Origin of the sequence: Ruminococcus flavefaciens, from assembly GCF_900119075.1 — a bacterium.
In the GTDB taxonomy this organism is placed as follows: domain Bacteria; phylum Bacillota; class Clostridia; order Oscillospirales; family Ruminococcaceae; genus Ruminococcus; species Ruminococcus flavefaciens_Q.
Genome location: NZ_FPIP01000003.1, coordinates 177,250 through 191,262 on the forward strand (window position 1 = coordinate 177,250; position 14,013 = coordinate 191,262).

10 protein-coding genes are annotated in these 14,013 nt (G+C 42.9%); 4 read left to right on the forward strand and 6 right to left on the reverse strand.

The features are described from left to right. Window positions 1–77 precede the first annotated feature (77 nt). The gene (locus BT105_RS05720; RefSeq protein ID WP_072299842.1) at window positions 78–2,996 is read left to right on the forward strand and encodes a pentapeptide repeat-containing protein; all 2,919 of its coding nucleotides are present in this window, start codon (window positions 78–80) and stop codon (window positions 2,994–2,996) included. A gap of 247 nt (window positions 2,997–3,243) precedes the next feature. After that, window positions 3,244–4,437, forward strand: coding sequence for an ATP-binding protein (locus tag BT105_RS05725; protein ID WP_072299843.1), 1,194 nt, complete (start codon window positions 3,244–3,246; stop codon window positions 4,435–4,437). A gap of 152 nt (window positions 4,438–4,589) precedes the next feature. Here the strand turns inward: BT105_RS05725 and BT105_RS05730 are convergent, their stop codons facing one another. The 6 genes from BT105_RS05730 to BT105_RS14805 all read right to left on the reverse strand — a co-directional run bounded on the left by BT105_RS05730 (window position 4,590) and on the right by BT105_RS14805 (window position 12,556). After that, complete coding sequence (locus BT105_RS05730) at window positions 4,590–6,353, reverse strand: ABC transporter ATP-binding protein (RefSeq protein WP_072299844.1); 1,764 nt, start codon at window positions 6,351–6,353, stop codon at window positions 4,590–4,592. Window positions 6,354–6,410: 57 nt separating this feature from the next. Next, on the reverse strand, window positions 6,411–7,028 hold the full coding sequence (locus tag BT105_RS05735; protein ID WP_072299845.1) for a TetR/AcrR family transcriptional regulator: 618 nt from the start codon (window positions 7,026–7,028) through the stop codon (window positions 6,411–6,413). Between the two features lie 294 nt (window positions 7,029–7,322). Then, entirely contained in the window at window positions 7,323–8,978 is a 1,656-nt protein-coding gene (locus tag BT105_RS05740) for an FAD-dependent oxidoreductase (RefSeq protein WP_072299846.1), read from the reverse strand. 459 nt (window positions 8,979–9,437) lie between these two features. After that, window positions 9,438–9,617, reverse strand: coding sequence for a hypothetical protein (locus BT105_RS05745; protein ID WP_028514141.1), 180 nt, complete (start codon window positions 9,615–9,617; stop codon window positions 9,438–9,440). Window positions 9,618–9,859: 242 nt separating this feature from the next. Further along, entirely contained in the window at window positions 9,860–10,780 is a 921-nt protein-coding gene (locus tag BT105_RS05750; protein ID WP_072299847.1) for a 5-methylcytosine restriction system specificity protein McrC, read from the reverse strand. Window positions 10,781–10,795: 15 nt separating this feature from the next. Beyond that, window positions 10,796–12,556 carry an McrB family protein gene (locus BT105_RS14805; protein ID WP_072299848.1) on the reverse strand — a complete coding sequence of 587 codons (1,761 nt, stop codon included), beginning with the start codon at window positions 12,554–12,556 and terminating at the stop codon, window positions 10,796–10,798. Window positions 12,557–12,749: 193 nt separating this feature from the next. On the opposite strand from BT105_RS14805, the gene BT105_RS05760 reads away from it, so the two are divergent. Together BT105_RS05760 and BT105_RS05765 are read left to right on the forward strand one after the other, a co-directional pair. Next, window positions 12,750–13,184 carry a hypothetical protein gene (locus BT105_RS05760; RefSeq protein ID WP_072299849.1) on the forward strand — a complete coding sequence of 145 codons (435 nt, stop codon included), beginning with the start codon at window positions 12,750–12,752 and terminating at the stop codon, window positions 13,182–13,184. Between the two features lie 200 nt (window positions 13,185–13,384). After that, on the forward strand, window positions 13,385–13,993 hold the full coding sequence (locus tag BT105_RS05765; protein ID WP_072299850.1) for a helix-turn-helix domain-containing protein: 609 nt from the start codon (window positions 13,385–13,387) through the stop codon (window positions 13,991–13,993). Window positions 13,994–14,013 lie beyond the last annotated feature (20 nt).

Below are 14,013 nucleotides of genomic sequence, written 5' to 3' on the forward strand. Positions count from 1 at the left end.
GTTGACTATCACAGTGTAGTATGCTATAATAAAGCTATATTTTTCTCAATCGAAATTGTTCAAAGGAAGTGGTTTAAATGAAACGATATACCTGTAAATGTGGAAGTATGCATTTTAAAAAAGACGGTGAAAAAATTGTATGCAATAATTGTGGTAAGGATGTTTCCGAATCTGAAGAATATGGCTTTTTTTCTACATCGGACAGTAAGGTTAAGAAATTTTTTTGTAAACTTGGATTAGATATCGGTGCTGAAGCAGCAGCAGTGGGCGCAAGCACTCTAGTAACTATTATTGCGCCTTGGTCTCTTCCATTTACACTGACCGCAATGGGTGTAATTGTAAAAAACGGTAGCGATGCTCTTTCCGATAAAATCACGGGAAGTCTTTTCAGCGAAGGCTCTTACGGTAAAAAGACGGCTGACATCCTTAGAGACGAGCTGAAAAATATGTTGCGAAAAGGGAAAAAGGACGATTCGGAATACTGCTCCTTTGCGCGTTATCATAGTTACTGTTCTCTTCATTACTCTGATGTTATATCATATCTTCTTGAAAATGATAAAAACACCGATATTTATTCTGATGAAGCTATTACTGCAATTATTTCTGATAAATTTGGATATCCTGGCAGAGATGATCCAGCTATCTTAGAAAATATTCGTATATCAGCAAAAGAACTAAGGTCTAATTTTGAGGATAAAATTCTCGAAGATAAAAGTATTGGCATAAGATGGCTTATAGAGAAGAATCAAAGGAATCATGATAAAAAATTAGATAGGATAATTGAGCTTCTTATGTCAGATAAGAACGATGACATTCCTGACGATGAAACATCTGAATACATTGATAATTATAGTCGTCCCTTATTCTTGGAAGAAGGCAGAAACATTACACTCGGAAAAATATATCTTGAAGCGATGGATAAGAAAAGTAACCAAAACGCAATGGAAGCAATCAACGATTGGTATCGTAGCAATGAAAAAATGTTGTTTGTTTTCGGAGCAGCAGGTATAGGTAAAACAAGTCTTGTTACAAAAATAATCAGCGATGTGTATGGAATATCGGGAGAAGAGAATATCCTAGGACTAACAAAAGAAGAGATACACCCTATTATCCTGAGAGATCATGTTTGCGAAATCGCGGAAAAGGCTAAAAAAGATGCCTATTCTGCTTTGAAAATTATACAGGATATCATTGATATTCCTATTGCAAATTTGAAAGGGCATTTAATAGTTCTTGATGGACTTGATGAATTATATGTTCTTTCCAAAGATTTTAAATGCAGTGAGTTTATAAAAAAGTTACAAAAAGACCTTAATGCCAACAATATCAAGGTATTGATAACGTTACGTCCGATAAAAGAAATAGACGATATGAAAGGACTTAATCGCATCAACTTATACTGGACTAAAACGCAAATAAGTGAATGGTGCGACAATTTCAGCGATCTTACTACAGACACAACAGAAAAAAAATGGTGCAAAAGCTTCAAGGCAACATATTCTGAAATGATAGAAAAAGCGCCAAACGATAAACGATTGGAAATGTTTAGTTTGCCAATCATACTTTATCTTGCCTGCAAGAGTAATACTATCATTTCAGATAATAATTCCATTGGTGAATTCTATGACAAGGTATTCCGCAGTATCATCGAACGCAAACACATTTCAATGCAAAAATCAAACAGTGTTTTTGATGGAGTAGATCACGAACGCTTGATAAAGCTTATCAATTGGCAGTACACCAAGGAGCTTGCATACCAGATGTACCTAACCGACAAACTGACATTAACGAATTGCGACAGCAAAGGGAAGGACAGAATAGAATTTGCCAAGAATCGCACCATTTCTGAGTTGAACAGACACGGTGAGGATATTCCCACTGACTATAAGATTGATGACGATCTTTATCTGGCGGTTTCACACTTTGCAAATAAAAAGGGCGAAGAAAAAGGCATAGAATTCGTACATAAGACCGTATATGAGTACTTCGCTGCCGTTAAATTATATGAGGATTATTTCTCAATGATAAACAAAGAGCGTTTCACAGATACAGAATCTGAGAAAAACTTAAAAGAAATTTGGGGAAATATAATCGAAGCGTTTAGATACAAGGGTATCGGAAATGAAACTGCTGTCTTCGATTATCTTAATGAAATGACTCGTTCCGCTTATAACGGCACTGAGAGTGAGGAAGCAGGATTTGATTTTGAATTGTTCAAGAATTTCTATATTCAAGGAATGGAACAGGATATACTCAGTAAGATTGGTATTTCTGAGGCAGCAGAGGAGTATAACGTTGAAAATCTCACTGTAAACAATCAGTTAGTTTGTGCTTATCGTAATCTGACATGGTTTCTGACAGGTCACGGTTATAAAAACCAAGAACAAAAAAACAAATGCATGATAAATAAAGACCTTATTGGAGATCTTGGCATGGATCACAGGGTAAACTGTTCTGGTTGGTTCCTTAAATATGCCGATTTAAGAAACACTTGCCTTATTGGTTCGGTGTTTAAATCTGCAGAATTAAATCATGCTAGATTAAATTGTGCAATTCTTTCAGACTGTTCATTTGATAAAGCTGATTTAACAGAGGCGCATCTTGAAAATGTAACCTTAATTGCCACAAGCCTATATCTCGCAAAAATGAAAGGTGTAAAGTTAAATAATGCCGATTTAAGGGGAGCGTTTTTAAAAAGAGCTAAATTGCCTGATGCTATTTTAAATGATACTTGGTTTGATTTGGCTAATTTTCGAGAAGCAAATCTTCAAAATGCAACTATCGATAATGCAGTCTTTAATAAAGTTAATTTTTCAAATGCAAATCTTCGTGGAACAAAACTTGAAAAAAACATTTTAAAAGATGCAGAATACTGCCTTGATCCGTGTTATGCAACTATATTTCCACAAGGATTTGAGCCGCAAAAACACGGTATGATAGAGGTGGATATAAACGGGCAGCCAGTAAAAGGTAGTAATACTGATGATAGTGAGTGATTTCAGTGAACCGTTTCCGAATGACATATAATATCTTAAAATAAATCTGCAAAGTCAATGATGGAATGATAAGTGTTTTCGTTCTAATTTGAACATCGTTATATTTCATCAACAAAAAACATAATTCCAACTCTATACGCTCGCGAATATAGTTGGAATTATATTTCCAACTGTTGACTTTTTAAAACAAATATGGTATAATAATTCCAGAAAATCATATACTAAATGGCAGAAGGAGTTGATTACTATGATAGATCGCCCTGAATATCTCCGATTTCTGAACGAGTGGAAGGATAAACAAATAATCAAAGTTATTACCGGCATCAGAAGATGTGGAAAATCCACGCTATTTGAGCTTTTCTGGGAACAGCTTAGAAAACAAGGCGTCAGTGACGACCAGATAATATCTTTAAATTTTGAAGAAGCTGAGAATGAAGAACTCCATGGCTGGCATAAAATGTACAGCTATATAACATCTCGTATGCTTCCTGATAAAACAAATTATATCTTTCTGGACGAGATACAGTGCGTAACAGATTATCAGAAAGCTGTTGACAGCCTGTTCGTAAAAAAGAACACCGACGTTTATATAACAGGTTCAAACGCTTATTTTATGTCAGGCGAGCTTGCAACGCTGTTATCAGGCAGATACGTTGAACTGAAAATGCTCCCTCTGTCGTTCAAGGAGTATGCAAGTGCTTTTGAAGGAATAAGCAAAGAAGAACTCTACAGGAATTATGTGTATAACAGTTCCTTCCCTTATACAACTGAACTTCATGACAGGCGAAACATAAGAACATATCTTGACGGTTTATATAATACTATCGTTTTAAACGATATTGTCACCAGAAAGAAAATACAGGATCCGCTTATGCTGAAAAGCGTTATAAAATATCTGTTCGATAATATCGGAAGTCCCTGTTCATCAAAGAAGATAGCTGATTCAATGACAAGTGCAGGAAGAAAAATATCCAATCATACCGTAGAGAATTATCTTGAAGGTCTTACCGATAGCCTCCTTATGTACCGTGTCGGAAGATATGACATAAAAGGGAAAGAATATCTGAAACTGCTTGATAAATACTACACAGCTGATGTCGGTCTCAGATATTATCTTCTCGGTACTAATAATGCAGATAACGGACATATCCTTGAAAATGTGGTATATCTGGAGCTTATTCGCAGAGGTTATGAAGTATATGTCGGAAAAAACGGCAATACGGAAGTTGATTTCGTAGCTGTTGACTATGATGGAAATACTGAGTATTATCAGGTATCATGGACTGTTCGTGATGAAAAGACTCTTGAACGAGAACTCTCACCGCTGCAAAACATCAACGACCATAATACAAAGATACTTCTGACTATGGATAACGATCCGCCTGTATCATATAATGGAATCAAACAGAAGTATGTTCTGGATTGGTTACTTGATAAATAATCTGTAAAGGAGTTGGCACACCCAACTCCTTTTTAGCTTCTGGCTATTCTTTAATTATCATTTTTTTACAACGCCGAGACCTATTGCAGTATACAGCTTTTTTCTGTCCTCAACGTTGCAGAAATCAAAGAATTTTTTGAGTGTAGTAAACATTATGCTCCCTCCCTTACTGCCATGTGAGCGTTCCACATCTGCGTGTACAGCGGCGATTTTTTCAGAAGCTCCTGCTGTGTTCCAACAGCTTCCACCTTGCCGTCATTTATCAGTATTATCTGGTCGGCAGAAGCGATAGTTGACAGTCTGTGCGCGATAACGAGCAGAGTTTTTCCCTGTACCAGCTTCGCAACAGAGGACTGCACAAGAGCCTCGTTTTCGGGATCAGTGTAAGCAGTTGCTTCGTCAAGGATAACGACGGGAGCGTTTTTCAGCATGGCTCTTGCAATGGAGATACGCTGCCTTTCGCCGCCCGAAAGATGACCGCCTGCACCGCCGACAACTGTATTATAGCCGTGTTCGAGCTGCATGATAAAGTCGTGACAGCCGCAGGCTTTTGCCGCATTGATAACGTCCTCATCACTTGCATTAGGACTGCCCATTCGGATATTGTCCATTATGGTCTCATCAAAGAGGTAGTTATCCTGCGAAACATAGGCGATATTCTTGTTGTATTGCTCCAGCGGTATCTTGCGGATATCAACGCCGCCAAAGGTGATACTGCCGCTGTCAACGTCCCAGAATGAAGCGATAAGCTTTGCGATAGTTGATTTTCCAGAGCCAGAAGGACCGACGAGAGCATTGACTGTTCCCTGTCGGATATTCAGGCTGATACCGTGGAGTATCTCCTCGTCTTTGTAGCCGAAATGCACATCTCTCAGAACAATATCCGTACCGTTTGGCTTTTCGGTCATAGTGTCTGGACGGATAAGCTCCTCGCGCTCAAGGATCTCCGTAGCTTCACCGATAACGGTTCCCATTTTTGCAATGCCGTCCCAGTAAGAGGCGATAGTCATAAACGGCGATACCAAGCCAAGAGAAAGGATAATCAGCATTAGCAGGTCGGAGCCCGAAATGCTGCCTTTCATATAGAACATAGCTCCGAATGGCAGCAGTCCCAGCAGAAAATAGGGCATTATCAGCAGGGAGATATTCTGCCACAGATTACATCTTCTCATCCAGTCGATGAAGCAGTCAGCGCCCTCTTTTGCGGCAATGACGAATTTTTCATAGGAAGTTTTTGACTTGCCGAAAGCCTTTATGACTTCGATACCGTTGATGTACTCGACGGCGGTATCATTCAGGTGCTTTGTCTTGGTAACGCAGTTGTTGTAGCTCTCCTGACCGCCCACCATCATCAGCATGAAGAATGCTGCTCCGACTGGTACGCATACCAGAGATATGAGGGTAAGCTTCCAGTTTATGGTCATCATATATATTATGAGCGCCACAGGCACAAAAGCATTGGACAGCACCTCGGGAATAATGTGTGCAAGGGTAGTTTCAATGGAGTCCACGCGCTCGCAGATGATGTTCTTGTATGTTCCGCTGGACTGAGAAAGTACCGAACCGAGGGGCAGCTTTGACAGCTTTTCGGTGAGCTGTCGGCGTATATTTGCGAGAACTTCAAAGGTCGCCGCATGAGAAAGGGGTGTGGATATCGCATGACATATACGGCATATAAGCCAGAACACAGCCATTTTTACAATGCTTGCGGTCAGCAGGCTCATATCCTTTTCCAGAGCTCCGCTGTGCATTTTCAGAAGCTTATCCACGATATCCGCCATGTAAACATATGGCATGATACCGCAGACGACCTTTATCATCGCAAGCAGAACGCTGAGTATATAATTCGGTCTCTTTTGTCCTGCAAATTCAGCCACCCAACTGAGAGTGGAGCGTTTTCGCTGTTGTTTTTCCATAAATTATCCTCCTAAAATATTAGTATAAGCTAACATGAAGCTAAAAAATATTCGGCGTTATATGCCGAGTATTTTTTTCCAGCCTGCCGAAAAGAAAGCGTCAAGAGTCTCAGCGTAATGCATTGCTTCTTCGCGGCTGAAACCGTGTATCACCGCCTCGAACAGTGCCGAGACGTTCGCTGTCACCAGCATATGGAACTCCTGCTTTGAAAGCTCGTTGACGGTCATATCGTACTGCTTCATGCGCTCGAAGTAGTCAAGGGTAGAGCGTTCCTCCAGCAGTGCCATATCGTGAACAAAGCTCTCGAATCTTGTTCCCTGAGAACGGCAGACCAGCAGCCTGAAAATATCAAAATGGTCGTAAATAAAGCTCATCAGCCACTTTGTCTCGCTTTCGCTTTCGTTCCAGAGCTGCTGAACATCGCCGCATTTCATGACCTCATAGCCATGCTCGCAGAACTCCTGATACTTCGCCATAAGCTTGCTTATCGTCGGTTCTACAAGCGCCGCAAACATTTCCTCTTTGTTTGGAAAATGCCTGTAAAGCGCTCCCACAGTCAGTCCGACTTCTGAAGCTATCCTGCGCATAGATGCATTTTCAAAGCCATGTTCCGTAAATTCACTGACTGCCGCTGCTATGATTTTTTCATGTGCTTCGGTTTTGTCTCTCGGCATTTTGCACCTCCTTTAGTGAACGCTGTTTACTTATTGTTAGTATTATATAACCTGTATCAATGTTTGTCAATACCTTTTTTCAAAAAAATAATCGAGTATCAAAAAAATTATATAAGATGAATCCGATTGGACATAGCAATCTGACTTTTTCTATTGGCTTTTGTATTAGAAAGTGCTGAGCGGAAACGATTTTCTTGCTGTAAAAAAGACCGCAGGTGATGAGTCTGCGGTCTTCATTTTATTATTTGGTTCGTTTTTCTTGCAGTTCAACAGGTGAATATACGTTAATGTTCCTCAGCGCAGCATTCCCATAGCGTGCTTGGCGGCTATCATTCCGAATGTGTAGCAGCGTCCAAGGGAAAGACCTGTCTGGTGGAATGGATAATCAGCTCCGCCGTAGAAGGGACCGCCCAGATTTCCTGCACAGTAAAGTCCCTCGATAGGCTTGCCGTCGGAGCCAAGAGCCTGAGCGTTCTCATTGGTGATGACTCCCGATACCTCAGCCGATACGCGGATATGCTTTCTTGCTCCCCAGAACGGAGCCTTTTCTATCTTGTGCATATACTTCGCAGGCTTGCCGAAGTCCGTATCTGCGCCCTTTTCGCATAGCTCATTGTAGCGGTCTATGGAAGCTTTCATCTTGTCATAGGGGATACCCAGTTCCTTTGCCAGTTCCTCAAGAGTATCGCACCTGTGGAGGTCGATGAGGTTCTTGAAAACGCCCTGTGGCTCCTCTACAGCTCCGGGAATGAACTTCTCCATTACGAATGGCGGAACACAGCCGTCCACAAAGCTGTCCTTATCCCACTCGGTATAGCTGTTGTCGTATATTGCGCAGTACCAGCCCTTTGAGCCGTCCTTGTGGTCGGCGTCCAGCATAGAGCCCTTGAATTTGGGCTGATATTTCAGCAGGTTGCCCATATACACAAAGCCCGTGTACTCGTTGGTGAAGCGCTCTCCGTTCATATTCAGATAGAGGAAAGGTTCCTCGAACATGAGAGCGGAGTCAAAATCATGCATCATCTTGGTGTGACCGAGATTTTCCATTTTCGCGCCTGCGCTTATGGCGAGGATATGACCGTCGCCTGTCTTGCCAAACTGCTTCTTGTCAAACTCCGCTATATCGGGACACCAGCGCTTTACCATAGCGGCGTTGTTGGTGTAGTCTCCCGTAGCGAGAATGACCGCCTTTGAAGCGTTGAACTGTATGTATTTGCCGTCCTTGTCCTTGGCAATAACGCCTGTTACACGCTTGCCGTCCATGACAAGCTTCACCGCAGGAGTTGAGAAATATGCGTGGAGATTATCATGCTTTTCCATGATGTTATTGAGGGCATTGTGGAGAGCATTTCCCACATTCAGCGGCTTTGGACCTATCCACGGTGCCCAGAAATAGCAGTGGTCGTCGCCGTAATCGTAGCTGTTCATGCGGTCTTTCCATACGCCCGTGAAGTCGCCGCTGGTGCTTCTGAAAGCGCAGAGCTTGTCCCCGTCATTGAGGAGCTTTGCACTCTCGGCGTTGTTGTCCACCTTGCTGCCGTCGCCGTACTCAGTCTCTTTTGTGAGTCCTGCACGGTTGAGGAACCACATCATAGCCTCTTCGGAATGCTCGGCGTATGCGCGGAGCTGCTTTGTATCGGCTCTCCAGTCGCATAGACTGTTGGTGTGGTGTATCCACTTGGCAATGCCTGCTTCGGTGGAGCGTGACTTTATTATGGCAGAGCCGCAGTTGCCCTGAGAAATTACAGTTGATTCCTTTTGCAGCAGGGCAGTCTTTGCTCCAAGCTCAGCCGCCCAGCCTGCCGCAGGGACTCCCGAAGCTCCTGCGCCTACGACTACTATATCATAATCCTCTGTACGGTCGGGAACTATATTCCCAAGCTCGCAGACGGAATCGCCGACTTCTGCCGCTGTTATTCCGTCGGGTACTGCGTTTATTGTTTTATCCATGATGTATCATTCCTTCCGTTAAAAATAACTGTCTGTTTCAATTATAGCACTTCTGCAAGAAAAGTCAATTCATTTATGCAAAAAACAAAAGGCTGGAAGTATTAACCGTAGTACGTATAAAGAAGTTTTATGCTTATTATTGAGAGAACCCTTTTTGAAAAAGGGCTCCTCTTACGGAGGACGTCCCCTCTGTCACTGCGTGACATCTCCCCGCACTGCGGGGAGTCACTCTCAAACTCTCTCCCTAAAACTTTCGTTTTGTTTTTTCTCAGATAGAGCGCTTTATAAAATAAAAAAGTCCTGCAAAATGCAGGAGCGCCCTATCTGAGAAAAAAACAGATAAAAGTCTTTGGAAAGGGGTATGGGGGAGAACCTTTCCTCAGAAAGGTTTCCCCCATAATTAACTATAAGCTTCTATATGAGTATTACGGTTATAGTTCCAGCCTTTTTATATCAATACTATTTATTATCATCATCTTCCGTCCACGGAGATGTATAGTGAAACTTGCCTGAATTCATATCAAGGGCAACATAATCATCTAATCGGCGCATTAAGTTGCCTTTGGAGTCAACGCCCATTTTACCGTCGAACGTTGTTATAAAATCATTGTCATTATAATCAAAAACAGCTGCACACATAACGGATCCTCCTTCTTATAGGCTTGAAATAGCCATGTTCGGGGAGTTTGTACACTAATATCGGGATATGTTATCCAATGAACATCTGAATCACCTCATCTAAGCTGAAAAGCCTTGTTTACTATATATTTATTATATCATATTTCAACAGATTTGTCAACATATAGTTGAAAATATACAAAAGAAATGTTGAAATGTTCATGCAGCAAAAAAGCCGCAGTATATCTGCGGCTTTGAATGTTTTATTTTCTTCTCCTTGTTGTTTTAGTTTTCTTTTTCTGGGGAGCAGGCTTCGGAGCTGTTTTTTCAGCGGCTTCGGGTGCTTCTGCTGACTTTTGCTCAGACACCGCCGCTTCTGCCTCCTCCATTTGGTAAAGCTGAGCGCAGAGCACATATTTTCCCGAAAAGGCAGTACCCTCTTTTTTATCAAAGAGCATTCTGCAAATATCAAGTACAGTGTTGTACTTCTTGGTATTTCTGGTATTGATGCATTTGCTGAACTCCGCGGCTATATTGAGGGGAGTACGGGCTTCTTCGAGATAGGAAAGCGACTCCTTGAGAATATGGGAGCTGTTTGGGTTTGCGGTGAGCTTTATGAGCTTTGCCGCCGCCGCTTTTATAATGCGGTTTTCGGCGCGGTCGGGAGTAAACACTTCATGCCGCACGAAAACGCGCTCGCGGTGAACGAGATTTCTGCGTATATTCTCGGAAAACAGGATAGTGCCCTGAACAGAGTTCAGATTTTCCTCGCGGCTGGCATAGGCGGAGAGAACGCCGCTTTTGATTATCTTCATTGTCTCTCCTGCAAACACGGAAACGAAGTACTCAAAAAAGTTCATATCGGGATCGAAGCTCATGGGACGGAATTCGTATCCGCACCTGTCGCAGAACTCCTCGCAGAGTGCTTTTCTTGCGCTTTCAGTGCCGTCCACTGAATGGGGGAGTATCTCGATAAGAGTACCGTCGGCAAGGCAGATAAAGCCGCAGTAGGAGCCTGCTGTGATATATTTATTTCCGTTTTTTTCAGCCGCAGAGACAGCTTTTCTGCCGTCAGCCCTGCAGACCTCCGCAAACTCGCCGAGCATCATGCCCAGCTCGCCGTTTTTTGCCGAAATGTCCGCTATCTTTTCGTTGGCTGATACGCAAATATGTCTGGTGTACATTGTATTCTCCGTTCATCATGAAATATCCTTGTATATCCTTATGAAGTGCTCCTTGCTCCAGTTTTCGGGCTTGCCGAGGCGGTAAAGTTTCTGTCCCGAATCGAATTTCTTGATGTATTTCGGAGTAATGCATTCGATGAAGGTATTGTCATCGTTGAGCACCAGCTTTATTCTTTCATAGTCATCGAAGAAGTACTCCTGAAGCAGGGGGATTATCTTTGTAGCAAAGACCTCTTTCAGCTCGTCGAGAGTCTTTATACAGCCGTCGGCGTTCATGAAATAAGCATGACCGATAGCGTGTTCGCGGTCGTAGTAATACTCTATGCGCTCATTCAGCGCAGTGAGAAGCTCGCACAGGTCAACACCGCCGCATTCGCCCAGCAGTGAGGGCATAGGCATCATCTCAACGAAGTCAAAACGTCTTCTAAGAGCGGTGTCCAGCATGGCGATAGAACGGTCGGCAGTATTCATAGTGCCCAGTATATACACATTTGACGGCACGAAGAAATCTGACTGCGAATAGGGCAGGATTACCGAACTGCCGCGCTTTGTGTTCTCGATAAGGGTGATGAGCTCACCGAATATCCTTGAGATATTGCCTCGGTTTATCTCGTCTATGATAGAAACGAACTTCATATGAGGGCTCTTTGACGCCTTTTCGCAGAGAGACTTGAAAACGCCGTTGAACGGTCTGTAGATAACTGTGGTATCCTCATGTGCAACAGAGGTATCGTTGCCGTATCTGTCAACTACAACAGGGCGGATACCCTCAACAAATTCCTCATAGCTGTAAGCCTGATGAAATGTTGTGAACTTTATCTGACCTGAATTGGCATACTTTTCGTATCTTTCCTTTATAGCGGAATAAGGCTCGTCGTCGTTCTTTTTTCCCTCGATGAGCTGCACTGCGTATTTGACAACGTTATATGTCTTACCTGTGCCGGGAGGTCCGTACAGTATCTGATTCAGCGAAGCCTCTGACTTTGAATGCTTACGGTGCGTAAGGTCAGTATCGGACTTGTTCTCGGTCTCGGTTTTGAACTCAGCCAACAGCTTCCATGACATGACATCGAATATCCTCATATTCTTGAACTTGAAATGAGAATTGCGATAATCTATTATCTTTCGGCAGTTGAAGATATAATGGGAAATATCGTCAACATTCTTTATTCCTACACCTATCTCCCTGAAAACCATAGAATTGGTCATGCTTTCGCCGAGTATCGGGAAAGTAGCAGGTTTAAGGCAGTGAAGTATCCTCGAAAAAGCGAAAACAGGCATTCCCGATTCCTTTATCAGGGGATTTAGCATTTTATGTGCAGTATCGAGTACCTTGCTGTCGTTTTCCAGTCCCGAGAGGTTTATGCACATCTTGAAAAAGAACTGTATGGCTTCGGGCTTTTCGGCGATGAGCGAGTTTTTGAACGTAATGGGCTTTGTAAGGAAGCTCATCTCGTTTTGGTCCACAAGGTGAGTGAACAGCATTCTTGCGCCCTTGTTCCATATTTTTTCGACAGTCTCATAAAGCATATGCTTGTCAATGTGGAGCAGGTGGCTGTTCTGGATATGCTGTTTCAGCTCGTTTTTATCGCCTGTCCAGAATCCCAGCGAGAGATAGTACAGCAGGTCGAGGTCCTTATAGTCTATGAGAGCGGTTTTTTTCAGCTTTGCGTAGCACTCCACGGCTTCGCACACCGAGCTGTAAGTTCCGTCAAATTCTGTAGGTTGTATCTCATTTTTTTGCTTTAGTTCTTCAATAATTTTTGTTTTCTCCATTTTATTACAACCTTTCCAATAATATCCTACTGTAATTGTACCATGACAACAAACAAATGTCAACGGAATCGAAAATTTTTACACATTATTCACAAAACAATAAGCTTTTTGTAATATCACAGAAGTATTGAAATTTTATCCGTGGCGGAGTATAATGTTATCAGTGAAAAAACGCAGGAAAAGGAGTGTAAAAATGAATATATATCCGCTTATTGAAGAGCTTCTGAATAAAAAACCACACATTATAGACATCTTCCCCATGACAGTTCCGCAGAAAGAAGACGACCGATATTTTGACGCGGAGAAATACTTTCAGCGAAACAGGGCTGACCTTGACCGCAAGCTCACAAATATAATTTTAAAGCTTTACTGTTATTACGACATGACCGCAGTTACAGCGGACAATTCCGTGAAAAATCCCGATACAGAGGAGTTTGTCACGCTTCTGTATAGTTGCTTCAGCGGCGGTGTCAGCTATGTGAATATACTTCTTCCCGAATGTGAGGTACTGCTGACGCTCAACAGCGATGACCTGTATATGACAGTCTACAATGCACATGGCGAAGCCGCGGAGCTTATCTCACAGCTTGTCAGCGCCGAGGGACTTTTCTTCCGCAGGGCTGAATAATTATACGTATAATAGCTGAGAGTTTATGTGTTCGCTCTGCTCACAATATAATGCCGCCGCAGGCGGCTCCATAGCTTTCAACTCTCAACTAAGGCGGTGATATATCACCGCCTTGTTTTATCTACGGAGCGTAGATTGACTTTTTCACGATATCACGCTACAATTAAAGCATAGAACAGACTATGGCAGAGGTGATTATCATGGATCAGATAAAAACAGGAGCCCTTATCAGACAGCTTCGTCTGGATTCGGGAATGACGCAGAAGCAGCTTGCAGAGGCTATCTGCGTCAGCGACAAGGCGGTATCAAAATGGGAGTGCGGCAACGGCTGTCCCGACGTATCCCTGCTTGCGGAGCTCTCCGCTGTATTCGGCACGGACGTGCAGACTTTGCTGTCGGGCGGTATAAATAAAAACGAAAGCGAGAAAGGCAACATGAAAAAGCTGAAATTTTACGTGTGTAAGGAGTGCGGCAATATCATCACGGCTACCTCAGAGGCGGCTGTGACCTGCTGCGGAAACAAGCTCACCGCCCTTGAGCCCGTAAAGGCTGAGGGAGCGGATATGCTCAGAACCGAGGACCTCGGCGGCGAGTGGTTCATATCCTCGGACCATGAGATGAAAAAGGAGCACTATATCTCCTTTGCAGCGTATGTGACGGACAGCTCCGCCATGATATTCAAGCAGTATCCCGAGTGGAATTTGCAGATAACGCTGCCGTATTACCGCTCGGGAAGATTGGTATGGTACTGCACAAAGCACGGATTTTTCTATCAGGATATAAGGAGAGATTCGGGCACAGGCAAATAAAAACAGCCGTACAGTGAGTT